Source organism: Kaistia sp. MMO-174, assembly GCF_037147815.1.
Classification (GTDB): Bacteria; Pseudomonadota; Alphaproteobacteria; order Rhizobiales; family Kaistiaceae; genus Kaistia; species Kaistia nematophila.
In genome coordinates this window covers 1,150,994-1,168,874 of record NZ_JBBCUO010000001.1, presented here as the reverse complement: position 1 = coordinate 1,168,874, position 17,881 = coordinate 1,150,994, and the positions used below count along the sequence as shown (strand labels likewise).

The 17,881-nt window shown below is 67.3% G+C and carries 17 protein-coding genes; 8 read left to right on the top strand and 9 right to left on the bottom strand.

Annotated elements, in window-relative coordinates; genetic code table 11:
• Nucleotides 1-31: 31 nt before the first annotated feature.
• Nucleotides 32-1,198 carry an Mrp/NBP35 family ATP-binding protein gene (locus WFK98_RS05260; protein WP_336799499.1) on the top strand — a complete coding sequence of 389 codons (1,167 nt, stop codon included), beginning with the start codon at nucleotides 32-34 and terminating at the stop codon, nucleotides 1,196-1,198.
• A 78-nt stretch (nucleotides 1,199-1,276) separates the two neighbouring features.
• Here the strand turns inward: WFK98_RS05260 and WFK98_RS05255 are convergent, their stop codons facing one another.
• A complete protein-coding gene (locus tag WFK98_RS05255; protein WP_266339455.1) occupies nucleotides 1,277-1,921 on the bottom strand; it encodes an NAD(P)-dependent oxidoreductase in 645 nt (214 codons plus the stop codon).
• Between the two features lie 172 nt (nucleotides 1,922-2,093).
• On the opposite strand from WFK98_RS05255, the gene WFK98_RS05250 reads away from it, so the two are divergent.
• Nucleotides 2,094-2,549: a winged helix-turn-helix transcriptional regulator gene (locus WFK98_RS05250; RefSeq protein ID WP_442907369.1), complete on the top strand. Its 456-nt coding sequence runs from the start codon at nucleotides 2,094-2,096 to the stop codon at nucleotides 2,547-2,549.
• A gap of 9 nt (nucleotides 2,550-2,558) precedes the next feature.
• Here WFK98_RS05250 and WFK98_RS05245 read toward each other — a convergent pair whose 3' ends face one another.
• Together WFK98_RS05245 and WFK98_RS05240 are read right to left on the bottom strand one after the other, a co-directional pair.
• Nucleotides 2,559-3,149 carry an NUDIX domain-containing protein gene (locus tag WFK98_RS05245; RefSeq protein WP_336799498.1) on the bottom strand — a complete coding sequence of 197 codons (591 nt, stop codon included), beginning with the start codon at nucleotides 3,147-3,149 and terminating at the stop codon, nucleotides 2,559-2,561.
• A gap of 70 nt (nucleotides 3,150-3,219) precedes the next feature.
• Nucleotides 3,220-3,810, bottom strand: a complete 591-nt coding sequence (locus WFK98_RS05240) for a TetR/AcrR family transcriptional regulator (protein WP_336799497.1) — start codon at nucleotides 3,808-3,810, stop codon at nucleotides 3,220-3,222.
• A 70-nt stretch (nucleotides 3,811-3,880) separates the two neighbouring features.
• On the opposite strand from WFK98_RS05240, the gene WFK98_RS05235 reads away from it, so the two are divergent.
• Nucleotides 3,881-4,315, top strand: coding sequence for a VOC family protein (locus WFK98_RS05235; protein ID WP_336799607.1), 435 nt, complete (start codon nucleotides 3,881-3,883; stop codon nucleotides 4,313-4,315).
• Between the two features lie 7 nt (nucleotides 4,316-4,322).
• Here the strand turns inward: WFK98_RS05235 and WFK98_RS05230 are convergent, their stop codons facing one another.
• On the bottom strand, nucleotides 4,323-5,162 hold the full coding sequence (locus tag WFK98_RS05230) for a LysR substrate-binding domain-containing protein (protein ID WP_266339679.1): 840 nt from the start codon (nucleotides 5,160-5,162) through the stop codon (nucleotides 4,323-4,325).
• Between WFK98_RS05230 and WFK98_RS05225 the strand changes: the two genes are divergently transcribed.
• The gene (locus WFK98_RS05225; protein WP_336799614.1) at nucleotides 5,049-5,504 is read left to right on the top strand and encodes a hypothetical protein; all 456 of its coding nucleotides are present in this window, start codon (nucleotides 5,049-5,051) and stop codon (nucleotides 5,502-5,504) included. The genes WFK98_RS05230 and WFK98_RS05225 overlap by 114 nt on opposite strands.
• Before the next feature lie 2 nt (nucleotides 5,505-5,506).
• The gene (locus tag WFK98_RS05220; protein ID WP_266339451.1) at nucleotides 5,507-5,716 is read left to right on the top strand and encodes a hypothetical protein; all 210 of its coding nucleotides are present in this window, start codon (nucleotides 5,507-5,509) and stop codon (nucleotides 5,714-5,716) included.
• 63 nt (nucleotides 5,717-5,779) lie between these two features.
• Here WFK98_RS05220 and WFK98_RS05215 read toward each other — a convergent pair whose 3' ends face one another.
• Nucleotides 5,780-7,801, bottom strand: a complete 2,022-nt coding sequence (locus tag WFK98_RS05215) for an aldo/keto reductase (RefSeq protein WP_336799496.1) — start codon at nucleotides 7,799-7,801, stop codon at nucleotides 5,780-5,782.
• Nucleotides 7,802-8,058: 257 nt separating this feature from the next.
• Nucleotides 8,059-8,652 carry a nitroreductase family protein gene (locus WFK98_RS05210; protein WP_336799495.1) on the bottom strand — a complete coding sequence of 198 codons (594 nt, stop codon included), beginning with the start codon at nucleotides 8,650-8,652 and terminating at the stop codon, nucleotides 8,059-8,061.
• Between the two features lie 159 nt (nucleotides 8,653-8,811).
• On the opposite strand from WFK98_RS05210, the gene WFK98_RS05205 reads away from it, so the two are divergent.
• Entirely contained in the window at nucleotides 8,812-9,456 is a 645-nt protein-coding gene (locus tag WFK98_RS05205; protein ID WP_266339448.1) for an SGNH/GDSL hydrolase family protein, read from the top strand.
• Between the two features lie 90 nt (nucleotides 9,457-9,546).
• Here WFK98_RS05205 and WFK98_RS05200 read toward each other — a convergent pair whose 3' ends face one another.
• The 3 genes from WFK98_RS05200 to WFK98_RS05190 all read right to left on the bottom strand — a co-directional run bounded on the left by WFK98_RS05200 (nucleotide 9,547) and on the right by WFK98_RS05190 (nucleotide 15,313).
• On the bottom strand, nucleotides 9,547-11,727 hold the full coding sequence (locus WFK98_RS05200) for a putative bifunctional diguanylate cyclase/phosphodiesterase (protein WP_336799494.1): 2,181 nt from the start codon (nucleotides 11,725-11,727) through the stop codon (nucleotides 9,547-9,549).
• A gap of 91 nt (nucleotides 11,728-11,818) precedes the next feature.
• Nucleotides 11,819-13,030, bottom strand: coding sequence for a winged helix-turn-helix domain-containing protein (locus WFK98_RS05195; RefSeq protein ID WP_266339446.1), 1,212 nt, complete (start codon nucleotides 13,028-13,030; stop codon nucleotides 11,819-11,821).
• Nucleotides 13,031-13,096: 66 nt separating this feature from the next.
• The gene (locus WFK98_RS05190) at nucleotides 13,097-15,313 is read right to left on the bottom strand and encodes a bifunctional diguanylate cyclase/phosphodiesterase (protein WP_336799493.1); all 2,217 of its coding nucleotides are present in this window, start codon (nucleotides 15,311-15,313) and stop codon (nucleotides 13,097-13,099) included.
• A 410-nt stretch (nucleotides 15,314-15,723) separates the two neighbouring features.
• On the opposite strand from WFK98_RS05190, the gene WFK98_RS05185 reads away from it, so the two are divergent.
• Nucleotides 15,724-16,605, top strand: a complete 882-nt coding sequence (locus tag WFK98_RS05185) for a hypothetical protein (protein ID WP_336799492.1) — start codon at nucleotides 15,724-15,726, stop codon at nucleotides 16,603-16,605.
• Between the two features lie 31 nt (nucleotides 16,606-16,636).
• The gene (locus WFK98_RS05180) at nucleotides 16,637-17,818 is read left to right on the top strand and encodes an MFS transporter (RefSeq protein WP_336799491.1); all 1,182 of its coding nucleotides are present in this window, start codon (nucleotides 16,637-16,639) and stop codon (nucleotides 17,816-17,818) included.
• Nucleotides 17,819-17,881 lie beyond the last annotated feature (63 nt).

Sequence of the window (17,881 nt, the reverse complement as noted above, 5' to 3'; positions counted from 1 at the left end):
TCCATTCCAACCACAGGGAAGACCGCCAGACATGACCGCTCTCGACCAAAATGCGATTCTGGAGCGCCTGCGCTCCGTCGAGGGCCCGGACGGCAAGGGCGACATCGTCAGCCTCGGCCTAGTCTCGGACATCCTGATCCATGGCGGCAAGGTGATGTTCTCGATCACCGTCGACGCGGCGCGCGCCAATGCGCTGGAGCCGCTGCGCGAAAAGGCGGCCGCCGCCGTGCGCGGCCTCGACGGCGTCGAGAGCGCGCTCGTGATCCTGACGGCGGAGCGCCGGGGCAACAGCCTCGCCACCAATACCCCGCCGCCGCGCCCCGCCCCTTCCGCCTCGTCCCCGGCCGCTCATCCGCCGCGCCCGGCGCCGGCGCGGCCCTCCGCCTCCGGCAAGCCCGGCATCCCCGGCGTGACCGCCATTATCGCGGTGGCATCCGGCAAGGGCGGCGTCGGCAAGTCGACCACCGCCGTCAACATCGCGCTCGGTCTTGCCGCCAACGGCCTCAAGGTCGGACTGCTCGACGCCGACATCTATGGGCCGTCCGTGCCGCGCCTGCTCGGCCTCTCCGGCCGGCCCGAGGCGATCGAGGGCCGTACGCTGAAGCCGATGGAGGCCTATGGCATCAAGGCGATGTCGATGGGCTTCCTGGTGGAAGAAGAGACGCCGATGATCTGGCGCGGGCCGATGGTGATGTCGGCGATCACGCAGATGCTGCGCGAGGTCGCCTGGGCGCCGCTCGACATCCTCGTCGTCGACATGCCGCCCGGCACGGGCGACGCGCAGCTCACCATGGCGCAGCAGGTGCCGCTCGCCGGCGCCGTCATCGTCTCGACGCCGCAGGACCTGGCGCTGATCGACGCGCGCAAGGGCCTCGCCATGTTCAAGAAGGTGGACGTGCCGCTGCTCGGCATCGTCGAGAACATGAGTTACTTCATCGCCCCCGACACCGGCGCCCGCTACGACATCTTCGGCCATGGCGGCGCCAAGCGGGAGGCGGAGCGCCTCGGAGTGCCGTTCCTCGGCGAGGTGCCGCTGGAGATGGTGATCCGCGAGACGTCGGACAGCGGCAAGCCGGTGACGGCGACAGCGCCGGACGGCCCGCATGCGCGCGTCTACAAGGACATCGCCGCCAAGATCTGGGCGACGGTCTCCGGCGGCACGGGCGCCAGGCCGGCGCCGCGGATCGTCATCGAATAAGAGGCGGCGAGCCTCTACGGCTTGCGGAACAAGAACGCCGCCCGGAGCCATCCGGGCGGCGTTTCGATTCGAAGGCGATCAGACGCCGACGGTGAAGCGCTTGTGCTTGTGGCGGCGCTGCTCGGCCTCGTCGATGATGGCGACGGCGAGATCGTTGATCGAGATATGCGCCGTGCCGGTCGCCGGATCGACGACGGGATTGTCGGCGCCGAGGCGGTAATGGCCGGTGCGCGGCGTGTCGTGCTCGAGGAAGGCGGCCGGCGACAGGAAGGTCCAGTCGAGCTCCTTCTCCTTGCGGATCTCGTTCAGCCCGTCGCGCGCGGCGCGGGCGCCCGCCTTCCAGGCATCGGGGAATTCCGGCAGGTCGACCGCCTGCACGCCCGGCGCTACCTCGAGGCTGCCAGCGCCGCCGACGACGAGCAGCGGCAGGCCCGCCTTCCTGGCGCCGGCGACGATCGCCGACGCGCCCTTCAGGTACTCGTCATAGATATTCGGATTGGTCCAGCCGGGATTATAGGCGCTGACGACATAGTCATAGCCTTCGACCAGCCTGGCAACGCTGTCGGCGTCGAGGACATCGCCGGCGATCCGGGTCAGTCCCGCCGCGTCGGCCAGCTTTTCCGGATGGCGGGCAATCGCGCCGACCGTGTGGCCGCGCGCCAGCGCCTCCGCCACGACATGCGCGCCGACAAAGCCCGTGGCGCCGATGACTGCGATCTTCATTTCGAACCTCTTGCTCCAGGCGGCGCGATCCCGCGCGCCCTCATTGCATTCCTTCACCGCCCAGGCGGTTACCAATCATAACTAGGCGCTTGACTTGCATGCGGGAAGGACGCATCTCCGGCGCACCAGAGCACAGCGAGGGAACCGCCTCGCCGGTGGAAGGAGCAAATTCATGGAAGAAGTGGCGGAAAGGCTCGATTCGGAGGCGATCGACCAGCCCGTCTCCGCGGCGATTGTCGCGCCGCTGATGAACGGACCGTTCGCCGGGACGGTGGTGCTTCCGGCCGAGCAGTGCCCGGTTCGCGACGTGCTGGACCGGCTCGGCGATGCCTGGAGCTTCCTGGTCGTGCTCCGCCTGACGGCGGGGCCGCATCGCTTCAACGCGCTCCGGCGGGCGGTCGACGGCATTTCGCAGCGGATGCTGACCGTGACGCTGCGCAGCCTCGAACGCGACGGCCTCGTCAGCCGCCAGGTATTCCCGACGACGCCGCCGCAGGTCGAATATGCCCTGACGGAGATGGGATGGTCACTGGCGGAGCCGATGCGCGTGCTGACGCAATGGGCCTCATCCAACCACGACCGGATCAAGGCGGCGCGCGGCGCTTATGACGCGGAGCGCGACGCCTAGGCTCCGTATTCAGCGCGGCAGCAGGCCCTTCAGCGCGACATGCTGGAGCAGCAGGATGGTCTTGGCGTCGCAGATGCGGCCGTCGTCGATCATGGCGAGCGCCTCGGCGAAGGGCAGTTCCAGAACCTCGATGTCCTCGCCCTCATTCTCGTGGCCGCCGCCTTCGCCGGTGCGGTCGCGCGGCGAATAGCGGGCGACGAACAGATGCAGCTGTTCGACGACGCTGCCCGGCGACATGAAGGGAATCATGACGCGCTGCGGCGCCTCGAGGGTGACGCCGAGTTCCTCCTCGGCTTCCTTCTTAATGCAGGTGAAGGGGTCGTCGGCGTCGAGCAGCCCGGCACAGGCTTCGATCAGCGGCTCCTGGTGGCCGCGCACCCAGGCCGGATAGCGGAACTGGCGAATGAGCAGCACCGTGTCGCGATCGGGGTCGTAGGGCAGCACGGCGGCGCCGTCGCCGCGATCATAGGTCTCGCGCGTCTGCGTCTGCCAGCTTCCGTCCGAGCGGCGATAGTCGAAGATGTTCTTGTAGAGCCTGCCCCAGCTGTCCGAGAGCAGGATGCGCTCGCGCTCGCGAACCCGGTCATTCCAGTCCGTCATCCGGTTTTCCTTGCCATTCCGACTGTGCCGCCGCCGTGCGAGGCGTCCGCGGCATGCTTCGATGTCGAGCCTAGTTCAGCACGAGACGCCTTATCAAAGCTGAAATCGCCGCGCGGTAGTCGGCCGGGTCGGCCCCGGAATCGATCGCCAGTGCCGCGCGGTCGAACGCGGCTGACAGGAGGTCGGTGAGCGCGGCGAGCGGCAGGCCGGCATCGCGCCCGGCTTGCGACAGGGCGGCGGTAAGCCCCTCGCCGAGCGTCCGAGCCGCATTCGACTCGTCCAGCGCCCGGACCTCGGCCATGCCCAGCACGGCAGGCGCCTCGATCAGCAGCAGCCGCGTCCGCCCCGGTTCGCGCATGGCGTCGAGATAGGCGACGCCGCCGGCGACCAGCGCCTCCAGCGGCGGCAGCGTATCCGGCGCCCTGCCCTCGATGGCGCGGGCGACCTCGCGCGCCTCCTCCGTCACCACTGCCCGGAACAGATCGCACTTGTCCTCAAAGTGGTGATAGAGCGCGCCGCGCGTGATTCCGGCCGCCGCCACGATCTCCGGCGTCGACGTCCCGGCATAACCTTTTGAGATGAACAGCGCCCGCGCGGCGGCGAGCAGAGCGGCACGCGTCTTCTCGGTGCGGTCCTGGTTGGTACGGGCGGTCGATTGCATACATACAGCCTGTATGTTAATTGAGGAGATACATGCAGACTGTATGTCAATCGAGAGAGAGCGCAAGACCATGCGGATCACGAGCTTCTACCCCGTGCTGATGACCGGGGACGTGGCAGGAACGGCGGCGTTCTACCGCGCGCATTTCGGCTTCGTCGCGGCGTTCGAAAGCGACTGGTATGTCCATCTCCAGGCCGCGACGGATCCGGCGGTCAATCTCGCCATCCTCGACGGCGCGCATGCGACCATCCCCGAAGCCGGGCGTGGCGCCACGGCCGGCGGCCTGCTGCTCAATTTCGAAGTCGAGGATGTCGATGCCGCGCATGACCGGCTGATGGCTGCGGGCCTGCCGATGCTGCTGCCGCTGCGCGACGAGCCGTTCGGGCAGAGGCATTTCATCACGAGCGACCCGAACGGCGTGCTGATCGACGTCATCACGCCGATCCCGCCGGATGCCGATTTCGCCAAGCTCTATGCGGCCGACGCGCTGCCGGGGTCGACCTGACGCGGCTCTATGGCGAATTCGCCATCTGGTCGAGGAGCCAGGCGCGGAAGAGGCGAACCTTGCGGCTGCGCGCCTTCGCCTCGGTGGTCACGAACCAATAGGCGAGATCCGTCTTCGCCTCTTGCTCGAAGGGCCGGATCAGGCGGCCGGCGGCCAGCGCGTCGGCAACCACCATCTGCCAGGCGAGCATGACGCCCTGCCCGGCCAGCGCCGCTTCCAGCGCCAGCACCGGATCGGTATAGGACGGCCCCGTCAGCTTGACCGGCGCCTCGCCGGTGGCGAGGAACCAGGCGTCCCAATCCACCATCGTCCCCTCGTCGGCGATAACAGGCACGCTGGCGAGATCGGCCGGCCGGCGGAGCTGATCGCGCCAGGCCGGCGCGCAGACCGGAAAGAAGGGTTGCGGCGTCAGCGGCTCGGCCGCCACACCCGGCCAGGCGCCGCGCCCAAGCCGGATCGCGCAATCGACGTCGCTGCGGGCGAGATCGATGACGTCCGTGGTGGCGACGAAGCGGATCTCGATGTCGGGATGATCGCGCGTGAAGCGGCCCAGCCGCTGCACCAGCCAGCGCGCCGCGAAGGTCGGCGCCGTGGTGATGGTCAGCATACCGCGCTGGTCGGCATCGATCAGCGCCAGAGCCTCGGCGATCGAGCGGAAGCCCGCCTGCAACGCCGGCAGAGCCGCGTCGAGCGCGGGCGTCGACACCAGCCCTCGCGGCGTCCGCTCGAAAAGGTGAACGCCCAGCCGCGCCTCGGCGCGCTTAATATGCTGACTGATGGCGCCCGGCGTGACGCCCAATTCCGCCGCCGCAGCGGCCAGATTCCCGCTTCGCGCGACGAATTCTATAGCCCTGAGGGCATTGAGCGGAACTTTGAAAGCTTCGGTCATATAGATTTTCTAAAGTGTGACCGAGATCATGTCGATACCGCCGCGATCGGTTTAGGACCATGTTGCCTCAGCGTCAGCCGAGGAAACGAAACCATGACGATCTATGGACTCTATCGCGCCGCCCTCGATTGGGCGGTCGAGCCAGTGGCCGTCGCTCACAATGTGAACGCACTCTGGCAGTTGACTGTCCGCGAACTGGCCGATCTGCCGATCGGTCCCGAAGCGGTCGATGCGCTGCCGGCGTTCGATCCAGAACCAACAGTCGCTGCGCCATGCGCTGCGGCTGGGAGAGGAGCCTAGAAATGACTTCGCAACAGCAAGCTACCTGGCGGGAACAAGACGTTCGCGCCAGCGAGCCGAGCGTCCGCGAGGAAAACCTGCAGCGCCACTACAAGGCGCTGAATCCTTGTCTTGCCGCCGCCGTCCTGCACGCCCGTCCCGCCGACAAGCGGCCGTCGCCCCAGATGGCGATGTCGCAATCGGGCGGTGGCCGCGACGCGGAAATGGAATAACCGCGCCGCCGGCTCTCGGGCATAGGGCCCTCACCTCCTGCGGGAGATGAGGGCGCGCCGGGATTAGCCCCGGTCCAGCCAGGTCACCTGCTCCGGCGTCAGCTGAATGTCCAGCGCGGAGAGGCTGTCTTCCAGTTCGGCCAGCGTGCGCGGGCCGATCAGCGGCACCACCGGGAAGGGCTGCGCCAGCACATAGGCGAGGGCGATGTGGATCGGCTCGCGGCCGAGCTTCCCGGCCAGTTCGATGGCCCGGTCGCGGCGCTCGAAGTTCTTTTCCGAATACCACACGCGGACGATTTCCTCGTCGTCGCGCTTGCCGCGGCCGGCGCGGTCGGTGAAGAAGCCGCGTCCCTGGCTCGACCAGGCGAAGTTCGGAATCTGGCGCTGATTGAGCCAGGCCTTCCACTCGTCATCCGATGCCGCGACGCAGCCGGCCCAGATCGGATCGAGCATTTCCGCCAGCGAGAAGTTGTTGGAAAGCGCACCCGGCTTCTGCTTGCCGGTCTTCTCGGCATAGGCGATCGCCGCATCCATGCGCTCGCGCGTCCAGTTGGAGCCGCCGAACGGCCCGCGGATGCGACCTGCCTTCACCTCGGCATCCATGGCGTCGACGAATTCCGAAACGGGAACGTCGGGATTGTCGCGATGCATGAAATAGATGTCGACATGGTCGGTCTTGAGCCGGTCGATCGTCTCGGTCAGCTGCTTGCCGATGACGTCCGGATAGACGAGCGGCGAATGCGCGCCCTTGCCGATGACGACGGATTCATTGCGGACGCCGCGCGAGGTCAACCAGTCGCCGAGGATCTTCTCGGTCTTGCCGCCGGCATAGATATAGGCGGTGTCGAACAGGTTGCCGCCCGCCTCGTGGAAGGCGTCGAGCAGCACCGAGGCGCTGGCGAAATCCGGGAAGAACTCGAAGCCGAGCGCCGCGACAGAGGTCGGCTGGCTGACGCCCGGAAGCTGGCGCTTCGGGATCGACTTCGGCCCACGCGCAAGCTTGGCGCCCTTGATGGTCGTGGTCTTGCGCGACGCCTTCTCGATGTCGAAGACGAGGCCAACGGAAGCGCGCCACTTGTCGAGCGTGCGGAGATTGCCGAGCGTGTCGGCCCAGCTCATGCCGGGCGAGGCAAGCTGCTGTTCGCCGGCGCGGATCGCTTCGCCCGCCGCGTCCACCTCGAACGAATAGAGCCAGCCGGATTCGGCCACCTCGACCAGCTCGACGCTGCCATCGGCGCGAACGATGCGGATCTCGCCGGTGCCGCCCTGCTTGCCGCCGGCAAACCAGAAATCGGCGACCTCGATGCGGCCCTTGGTGCCGAGGATGCGCAGCACATTGTCCTGCGCCAGCGACACGCTGCACGAGACTTCGGCGATGATGTCGTTCGGGAAGGTCAGGAGCGCCGCCGCCCATTCATCGACGCCGGACTGGCCGAGATGCGCCGAACCCTGCACCTGGACCGGATCGAGGAACGGCTTGCCGGCAGCCGCGCCGGCGATCAGGCGGGTCATTGAGACCGGATAGCAGCCGACATCGAGGATGCCGCCGCCGGCGAGGTCGTTGGCGTAGAGCCGGTGCTCGGGATCGAATTTCGGCATGGCGAAGCCGAAGCTCGACTTGATGGCGCGCACCTCGCCGATCGTCCCGCTGGCGACGAGATCATAGAGACGCTTCGTCTGCGGATGGACGCGGTACATGAAGGCTTCGCCCGCGAAGGTGCCGGCCTTCCTGTGGGCGTGGAAGATCGCCTCGGCCTCATAGGCCGTCAGGCCGAGCGGCTTCTCGACCAGAACATGCTTGCCGGCCTCGGCCGCCTTGATCGCCCATTCGGCATGACCGGGATGCGGCGTCGCGATGTAGACGGCCTCGACATCGGCGTCGTCGAGCAGCGCCTGGTAGCCGTCATGGATGCGCGCGCCGGGAAAATCCTCGGCGAGGCCGGCCTTGCCGGGATTGCGCGAGCCGATCGCGACCAGCTTGCCGGTCTTCGAATGCGTCAGGCCGTCGCGAAACGCCTTGGCGATGCCGCCGGGTCCGATGATGCCCCAGCGGACGGGATTGGGCGAAGTCTGGCTCGTGGCCATGGGGGATTCCTCTTCCTGCGAAGTCTGGTGTCTGCGAGTCGAAGATCTGCGCGCGGCGGCGGCCGCCCGCACTAGGCGCGGGAAGAGAATTCAAGTCTATCGATCATCAGGCAGTTCCTCCCGGCGGACGTGCCGGCCCGCCCGGAGGATCGGAGCGGCCTCCCCCGCTTTCCCCCCATCCCCGGACGGCCGGATTTCACGGCCTTTGCAACCCAATTAGTTCGGGACTCATCAATTCTGTCAATGAGCCGCCGGCCCTATTCCCGGCTTTCGGACGGCCATTTGCCGTGAAAGGCGAAGTCCCGGACGGGGAGCCTTTCGCGGCCGCCGAGTTCGCGCAGGCGGTCGCGCTCGGGCAGCATGTCGGGATCGCCGGGGAAGCCGATGCCGATGCCAGTGCAGGGCTCGAACCCCTCCGGGACATTGGCGGCGGCGATCACCTTGTCGCTGTCGAAGCCACCGAACGGATGCACGGCGAGGCCGTTCGCCGTCGCCTGCAGCAGCAGATAACCGAGCGCGATGCCGGTGTCGTGGCGGTTGTGCCAGAGAGGGCGGCCGCTGTCGGAATGCAGCTTGGCGACGGCATAGGCGAGCACCGAGACGCGCCGGACCCAGGGCTGGTTGCCCTCGGCCGCGCAATCGACCAGCGCGTCGAAGAAGGGCTCGCCGCGGAAGGCATAGACGAAGCGCCAGGGCTGGGTATTGCTGGAGGAAGGCGCCCAGCGCGCCGCCTCGAACAGCGGCTTCAGGTCGGCCTCGGTCAGCGTCTCCTCGGGATCGAAGGCGCGCGGGCTCCAGCGCTCCGCGATCACGGGCAGGATCGGCACGGCGGTATCGGCAGGCTTCCGCATTCTCGGCATTCTCCATCGAGCGGCGCACCGGCTGGGTGCGCCCGGACGCAATGGTAAAGCTCCCTTCTGTTCAGGAAAGCCCCCGGCTTGAGAAATACGGGACATGATGTTTGATCGATCCCGTGAAGGCGAAGCAGATTCGCCCGGGAGGAGCATTCGATGAAGACCGTTCTCGCCTATGGCGATTCCAACACCTGGGGCGCCGCGACCGTGCCCCGTCCCGACGATCGCTATGCCCGCGACGAGCGGTGGCCGGGCGTCGCCCAGGCGGAGCTCGGATCCGGCTGGCATGTTATCGAAGAGGGCCTGCCCGGCCGCTCGACCGTTCATTCCGACCCGATCGAGGGCGAGTACATGAACGGCAAGACCTATCTCCTGCCCTGCCTCAGGAGCCATCGGCCGCTCGATGTCGTCGTCATCATGCTCGGCACCAACGACCTCAAGGCGCGCTTCAACGTTCCGGCCGAGGATATCGCCAAGGGCGTCGGCGAACTGATCAAGGTGGTGAAGCAGGCCGAGGCCGGCAACGATGCCGGCGTGCCGAAGATCCTCGTCGTCGCACCGCCGCCGATGCTCGACCACACGGGAGAGAAGCCGGAATACACGCCGATGCTGGAAGGCGGCTACGCCAAGTCGCAGAAGTTCGCGACGCTCTATGCGGCGATCGCCAGGGAGCACGGCGCCGCGTTCCTCGACGCCGGCCAGCACATCCGCTCCAGCGCCTTCGACGGCATCCATTTCGACCCGGCCGACCAGATTGCGCTCGGCAAGGCCATTGCAGCCGTCGTCAAGACGCTCGCCTGAAAGGCGTGACCGGATTCGACAGGGCGCTTCCAGCCGGTGACGGCGCGAGGCGCCCTATACGGGCGGATGGACTTGGCGCGGGCCGATCGCTCAGGCCGTCCGCAGGACCTCGTCCGTATCCGACCCGTTGTTGCAATCATCCAAAAGTTCGGTGATGTGCGCCGCCGACATCGGCCGCGCAAAGGCGAAGCCCTGCAGATAGGCGCAGCCCGCCTGGCGCATGATTTCGCCGTCCGCCTCGGTCTCGATCCCCTCCGCCGTGACCTCGAGATTGAGCGCGCGGCCGAGTGCGACGGTCGCCTCGCAGAGGCGGCGCGTCTCGAGGTCGATCGAAACGCCGTGCACCAGCGAGCGATCGATCTTCAGCTTGTCGAACGAGAAGCGGCGCAGATAGCCGATCGACGAATAGCCCTTGCCGAAATCGTCGAGGGCGACGCTGACGCCGAGGATGCGCAGCGAGGCGACGATATGCTGGGCGCGGTCGGGGAAGGTGACGAGATGTGTCTCGGTCATCTCCACCTCCAGCCGCGCGGGCGGCAGGCCGGTCTCGGCGAGGATGGCGGCCAGGTTCCGGTCAAAGCCCGGATTGCGGAACTGCACCGGCGAGACATTGATCGACAGGCGGATATCCGGCCAGCGCAGCGCATCGCGGCAGGCGTTGCGCAGCACCCAGTTGCCGACCGCGTCCATCAGGCCGTTTTCCTCGGCGACGGAGATGAAGAGATCCGGCGGAATGAACCCGTCCTGCGGGTGCTTCCAGCGCAGCAGCGCCTCGACCAGCGCCGGGCGCATCGTCTGCGCATCGAAGATCGGTTGATAGACGACATGCAGCGCGTCGGTTTCGACGGCCTCGCGCAACTCGTTCGCCAGCCGCTTCCGGTCGATCTTCTCGGCGTCGATCGAGCGGTCATAAAGCGAGACGCGGCTGCGGCCGAGTTCCTTCGCCTGGTACATGGCGACGTCGGCGCGACGGAGCAGTTCATCGGCCGTCACCGCCTCGTCCTCGACTACGGCGATGCCGACGCTGGTGCCGATGACGATGACGCGATCGTCGATGATGATCGGGCTGGCGAGATAGCGGACAAGCAGGCTGCCGATCTCTTCCGCCGAGGCGACGGAATCGCGATTGTCGAGCACCAGCGCGAACTCGTCGCCGCCGACGCGCGCGAGCAGGCCCCGCCGGCTGCAGATCGATTCGAAGCCGCGCGCTACGTGCTGCAGCAGCCGATCGCCGATCTCGTGGCCGTAGGAATCATTGACCTCCTTGAAACCGTCGAGATCCAGGAACAGCACCGCCAGCGGCTGCGCCGGATATCGCCGGGAGGCCACGCCCAGCGCGCGGGTGAGCGCCGCGCGATTGGGCAGGCCGGTCAGGCTGTCATGATTGGCGTCATAGACCGCCTGGCGCTCGCGCCGGCGGACGGCAACCAGATTCGCGTAGCCGATGCCGAGCAGGAACAGGATGGTGAGGCCGATCACGCCCAGCGTCAGATAGGCCATCGGCGCCACGCGCGAGAAGGCCTCGCCACCATGGCTGCGCCGCGCCCAGGTCAGCGCGCCGATCGCCCTGCCGGTCGGGTCGACGAGGCGGACGCCATGGTCGACCTTGTCCGGATCGAAGCGGAGCGCCATGCCGTCGATGACGAAGTCCTGCGCCATCTGCCGGATCGTCAGATCGTCGAGAACGCGCGCGAGGACGAGCATGCGCGGACGGCCGACCGGCTTCGCCACGGCCGAGGACGACGGGAACACCGAACCGACCGCGACCACCGCGACGGCGCCGGAGCGGTCGCGCATCAGCCCGACGGTGGCGTCGAAGGCGTGATAGTTTCCGGCAAGCCCCGCCACCAGCGCCTGCAGCGGCGAACCGAACTCCTCCAGCGCGCCGCGCGGCGCCACGCCGCCGCGTCGGAACGAGAAGACCGCCTGGCCCTTTTCGTCGAGCAGGTAGGCGGCGTCGAAGAACACGCCCGAGCGGGTGCCGTCCTTGTAGTTGCTGATCGCGAAATCCTGATCGACCTGACCGTAGAGCTTCGCCGCCGCATCATCCCAGACGGCATAGTCGCCATGGGTGTCGCGCAGCCGCCGCTGCAGGGAATGCAGCGAGGCGCTGACGGAGCGCTCGATCGCCGCATCGTCGATCCGGTCCACCTCTCCCGCCATCTCGTTCAGCGTGAAGAGCATGAACATGATCGAGCCCGCCAGCACCAGCAGCACTGGCACGGCGACGCGGAACGCGAAGCGGAATGTGGATCCCTTGAAGAAACTCATGACACGGCTAACGAAACGCCCTTCGCAACACGAACCGGCACGCAGGCTCCGGACTACAACTCATTCCTGCGATACGCAACGGAATCACAACCTAGGTGGAATAACCTTTCAGGATAACAGCCAGCGGCGCACCGGACTCCACGTCGACATCCGCAAGGCCGAGCCAGGTCGCCAGATGGCGTAGCTCCGCCGCGAGCGCTTCCAGCATGGCGTCCGGCCGCCGCAGCCCCTCCTCGGCAAAGACGCCGAGGACACGCAGGCGGCCGGCGGCGCGATCCGCCTTGAGATCGACCCGCGCCTCCAGACGGCCGCGATGCAGGAACGGCATGACGAAATAGCCGAAGGTGCGCTTCGGCTCCGGCGTGTAGAATTCCAGGCGATAATGAAAATCGAAGATCCGCTCGGTGCGTGGGCGATGCCAGACGAGCGGATCGAAGGGCGACAGCAGCGCCGTCGGCGTCGCGCGCGCCGGAATCTCCGCGTCGGCCGCGAGATACGCGGCCTGCTGCCAGCCATCGACCCGGACCGGAACGAGCGCGCCCTCCTCGACCAGCTCGCGCAGCGCGGTGCGCGTCTCGGCGTTGGGCAGGCGGAAATAATCGCGGATGTCGACCTCGGTCGCCACGCCGTGCGCCCGTGCGCCGGCCAGCGTCAAGGCGCGGATGGCGTCGGGTTCGTCGGGCGTCGCCGCGGCGCCGATCTCGCTCGGGATGACGCGCTCGGGCAGGTCATAGACCCGTTCGAAGCCGCGGCGCTGTCCGGTCGTGACCTCGCCGGCCCAGAACAGATATTCGAGCGCGGTCTTGCCCTTGTGCCAGCCCCACCAGGGCCCGCTGCGGGTGCCGGGATCATCAAGCTCGCTCGCCGCCAGCGGGCCGCGTCGGCCGATCTCGTCAACGACGGCGCGGACATAGTCGCGATTCTCGATCGCGAACTTGGCGATGCCGGAATAGATGCCGATGCCGGCGGCGGCGCGGCGCATGCGCCAGCGCATCCAGGGATGCAGGTCCAGCGGAAGCAGCGACGCCTCATGCGCCCAATACTCGAACATCGCCCGCTTCCTGCCGCCGGCGAAGGCGCGGGCATCGAGCGCGGCGCGGTCGTAGGCGCCGATGCGGCTATAGGTCGGCAGGTAGTGCGAGCGGACCAGCACGTTGACGGAATCGAGCTGCAGCAGCCCCATGCGGCGGATCGCCGGCGCGATCTGGCGCCAGGATGAAAGCTCGGCATTCCGGCGTCCGCCGAAGCCCTGCGCGGCCAGCGCGATTCGGCGCGCCTCCTCCGCCGTCAGAACGTCCCTCACCTGCTTCCCCCCAGCCGATTCTCCCGTTTATTGCAAAGCCCGGCCGCCGAAGCCAGATGGCGGCGGTCAGGACTGGATCGTCAGCACCGGCCGGCTCGGCTCATAGCCGCCCAGATCCAGCTCCGGCAGGATGCGGCGGCTCTCGCCGAGCTCGGCCAGGAGGGCGGTGATGCCAGCCGCCGGCATCGGCTTCGCCAGGTAGTAGCCCTGGACGAATTCGCATTGCAGCAGGCGGAGAAGCTGCAACTGCTCGACCGTCTCGATGCCCTCGGCGACGACGGCGATGTCCATGGCGTCGCCGAGCGCGATCATCGACTGGATCAGCGCGTTGGCGGTCGGGTTGCTGCCGAGTTCCGAGATGAACGACTTGTCGATCTTCAGCCAGTCGAACGGGAACTGGCGCAGATAGCCGATCGAGGAGAAGCCGGTGCCGAAATCATCGAGCGAAAGGCCGAAGCCCATCGACTTCAGGCGGGCCAGCTTGCGCTTGGCGATGGTCGGATTGCGGACCAGCAGGCCTTCGGTGAGCTCCAGCTTGAAGCGGTTCGGCACCACGTCGTGCCGGCGGGCGATGGCGCCGAGATCGTTGGCGAAGCTCGGATCGCGCAGCTGCGCCGGCGAGACGTTGATCGACATCTTCAGGCCCGGCCAGTCGACCATGTCCTGGCAGGCGCGCTGGAACACGAACTTGCCGATGTCGTGGATCGCGCCGGTCTCCTCGGCGACCGGGATGAAGTCGACCGGCGAGACGCGACCGAACTCCTTCGAGTCCCAGCGGACCAGCGCCTCGACCGAAACGATGGCGAGATCGCTGGCGCGGACGATCGGCTGGTAGACGACCGACAGCTCGTTGGCCTCGATCGCGCCGCGCAGCGCCATGCCGAGCCGCTTGCGATGCAGCGCGCCGGTTTCGAGACCCGGATGATAGGGCACGGCGTCGCGCTCGGCGGCGTTCTTCGCCTGGTACATGGCAAGGTCGGCACGGCGCAGCAGTTCGGCCGGCGTCACGTCGCCGCCATCGGAGATCGCGTAGCCGACGGCCGCCGTCACCTGGAACTGGAACCCGCCGACCGTGAAGGACTGGTCGAGCGCATGCACCATGGCCGAGGCGACGCCGGCGACGGCGCCGAGCGCGGCACGCCCGGTCAGAGCCACGGCGAATTCGTCGCCACCGACGCGGGCAAAGCGGGCGTCCGGCGGCAGGATCATCGACAGGCGGTCGGCCAGCATGCCCACCAGCTCGTCGCCGCCCTGGTGACCGATCGAGTCGTTCACCGACTTGAAGCCGTTGATGTCGAGATAGATGATCGCGGCCTCGCCCTTGGCGCAGGCCTCCTCAAAGGAGGCGCTGGCGCTCAATTCGTTGAAGCCGAAGCGGTTGGTGAGGCCGGTGAGGCTGTCGGTACGCGCCGCCTCGACGGCCTGCCGCTCGCTCAGGGCCTGCGACAGCGCCAGCCGGCGGGCCCGGAGAACGGTCCACATCGCGATCAGGCAGAAGACGAGCAGGCCGCCGGCGATCGGCGCCACGACGTTGCGCAGCACGGCGAAGCCGGGCGTCGGCGGCGTCCAGACGAAGGCGCCGATGATGTTGCCATCAAAATCGCGGATCGGCGGGAAGCCGTCCTCGACCGCGGCGGACGCATTGGCCGAGTGGTCGATCTCGAGGTCGTCGATCAGGAACTGGCGGCCAAGGTCGAACAGGCGCTGATGGTTCAGGTAGATGCCCTGGACCAGGAAGGGCAAGGTCGCGGGGTCCACCTCGGAAGCGCGCGAGACCGGCGCGATGCGGGCAACCGCGATCAGCATGATGTCGTCGCCGACGCGGAAATAGGCGGGCCGGGCGGCCTCGTTCACCACCGGCATGCCCTCGGCGAGCTTGGCGATCTTGGCGCGGATTTCCGGCGAGAAGATCTCGCGCGGCGTGCCACGGTGATCATCGATCGACCAGGCGTAGGGGATCTCCCCCTTCGGATCGATGATGACGAGGATGTCGGAGATCTGGGTGTCACGGATGCCGGAACCGAAGTTCTCGTCCACCCACTTCTCGTCGCCGGCCATGTAGGCGTTGTAGCCGGCCTCCCACCAGGCATAGTCGTTGGCGAACGCCTTGACGTTGTCCTCCATGGCGACGATGCCGCCGGTCACCATCGTGCCGGTGTTCTCCTGGGCCTGCTTGTTCTGCTTCTCGGCCATCCACCAGACGGCGACCGTGACCGTCAGAATCGTGACGAGGATACCTGCCACGAGGTTCAGCGTGATGCGCCCGGCGATGGGATGAGACATTGCGGAATCGACCCTGTTCATTCAGCCGGGACCATTGCACCCAACATTTTAGAGACGCTTAAACGGATTGATTCGGTTTTTAATCAATCCTCGAAAGGTTGCTGCGTCGGCCTGATCTTCAGCGATAGCAACAGGGCCGCGCAAAACCGAAGACCCCAGAGAATACCTGGACTTTCCCTCTCCAAAGCGGCCATTCGATGGCGCTGCCGGGACCGTCGTGTTGCTCGTCTACGGACCGTAAACTATGGTTTTGATATCGCTAAATCACTCGCTCCAATTCGCAATGATGCGGACTGGGCTGAGTGATTTTTCGTGCGTAGGAGCATGACATGCGTCGGGGGACAGATCTGCCGGCTTCGACGGACGAGGCGGCGCCGGCCGCTTGTCCGTTTCACCAGCAGAGGGGGATTGTGCCGACAGAGGCATTCGACCGATGGCTGGACACGGACCTGCGCTGTTCGGCGGGCAAGCGGGAATTCCAGCTCGGCCGCTATACCGTCGCGCATGTCCGCAACGGCTACCAGTTCCTGGAAGCGCTCGAGACTTTCCGCGAGGGCGTCGATGCCCACAGCAAGACCGGCTACATGGCCATCGTTCCGAGCGAGCCGGGCGATTTCACCGATTCGGTCGGCGAGCTCCGGCGGCTCGGCGAGATCATGGTCGAGGCGGGCTTTGCCGACAGCGCGGGCGCGCTGATCAACAGCCAGACCATCGCGATTCCCTTCGAGATCAAATGCCCCGTCACCGGGCAGATGACCATCTACGAGTTCTTCCCGGTCGCCTTCTGCCGCCATGCGGCCGTCGTCGCGGATCCGCTCTACGACCCGTCGCTGAGCACGCCCTTCCTGGCGATCAACACGACGTCGGACGCCTTCGCCTTCGGCATGCTGGTCAAGGATCTCTGCCAGCGCCACTTCCATTGCGAGCCCTATGAGGTGAAGGACCGCGCCGATTTCGAGCGCCTCCTGCACAAATGCGCCAACGCCTGGCAGAACATGTCGGCGAACACCATCCAGGGCTACAACAAGATCGCCGCCAATCCCGAGCGCGCCGTCCACCTGTCGCCCGACCGTCAGGGCTGGATCGCCCCGCACAACGATCCGGTCTTCGCCGAGATGACGAAGGAGCCGCACAGCCACGAAATGCCGGTGATCTACGCGCAGCGGCTGTGCGAGAAGTGGACCGCGGCCCTGTTCGACGGCGCGACCTATACGCCCGGCCGCGACGGCCAGTCCGGCGGATGGTCGGTCTCGTTCGCCGAGCTCGGCCTCACCGACCCCTCCACGCCCTGACCGCGACGGCCGACGACCCGAGGACATCACCATGCGGTTCTGGCGCGTCGCCGGCATCCTGTTCCTGATCGGCGCCGAGGCGCTTCTCTATGGCTACAGCTATCCGTTCTTCTCGCTGGCGCTGGAAAAGCGCGAGCTGGCGAACTGGCTGATCGGCCTCAACGCCTCGCTCGCCGGCGTCGGCATCCTGTTCTTCGGCCATTTCCTGCCGCAGGCGATCGACCGGCTCGGCATCGGCAGGCTGATCGGTCTGTTCTTCTTCATCCCGTTCCTCGCCTTCGGCGCGATCCTGCTGTTCGACCATGTCTTCGTCTGGTTCGCCGCCCGCTTCGTGATGGGAACCTGCTTCTCGGCGCTATGGACGACAACCGAGATCTGGCTGAACGGCGAGGTCGACGACCGCAACCGCGGCCGCATCATCGCCGGCTCGGGCACGCTCTATGCCATCTGCCAGTTCCTCGGCCCGCTCGCCCTGGGACTGACCGGCGTCGAGGGCTCGCTGCCGCTGGTCGCCGCCATGGTGCCGCTCGCCCTTGGCGCCATCCTCTCCGTCTCGATCCCCGCCCGTCCGCTGCCGCCGCACGAGGCGGCGGACGAGGCCGCCTTCGAAGGCGTCGGCAACCTCCGCGTCGCCATCACGCTTGCCGGCACCATCCTGCTCGTCGCCTTCATTTCGGGGATCGGCGAGACGGCGATGCAGAGCCTGCTGCCGCTCTATGGCACGGCGCACGGCCTGTCCGACGCCGCCGCCTCGGGCCTCGTCGCAACCTTCGCGCTCGGCGAGGCGGTGCTGGTGATCGGGCTTGGCCTGCTCGCCGACCGCTACGGCCGGCGCGCGGTGCTGATCGGCGCCACGCTGGTCGCGATCGTCTCCACCGCCACCCTGCCCTTCGCGATGGGCCACGATCTGCTGCTGCAACCCGCCCTGTTCCTGGCGGGCGGCACCATCGCCGGCGTCTACACGCTCGGCATCGTGCTGATCGGCCAGGATTTTCGCGGCCAGCGCCTGGCCATCGTCTCGACCGGGTTCGGCATGTCCTATTCGGCGGGCTCGGTGATCGGCGCGACGCCGATCGGCTACCTGATCGACCTGTTCGGCGTCGAGGCGCTGCCGGTGGCCGTCGCCGCCGGCTTCATCGCCCTCCTCGTCTTCCTGATGCGCCCGGCCAGGGCAGCGGCCGGATCCAGCGACCCGTTCGCGGCGGGCAAGTAGCGCCGGGCCGGCGACTCCGGCTCCTTGTTGGGTCGCGGTTTCGTCGCGCGAACCCATGTCCAA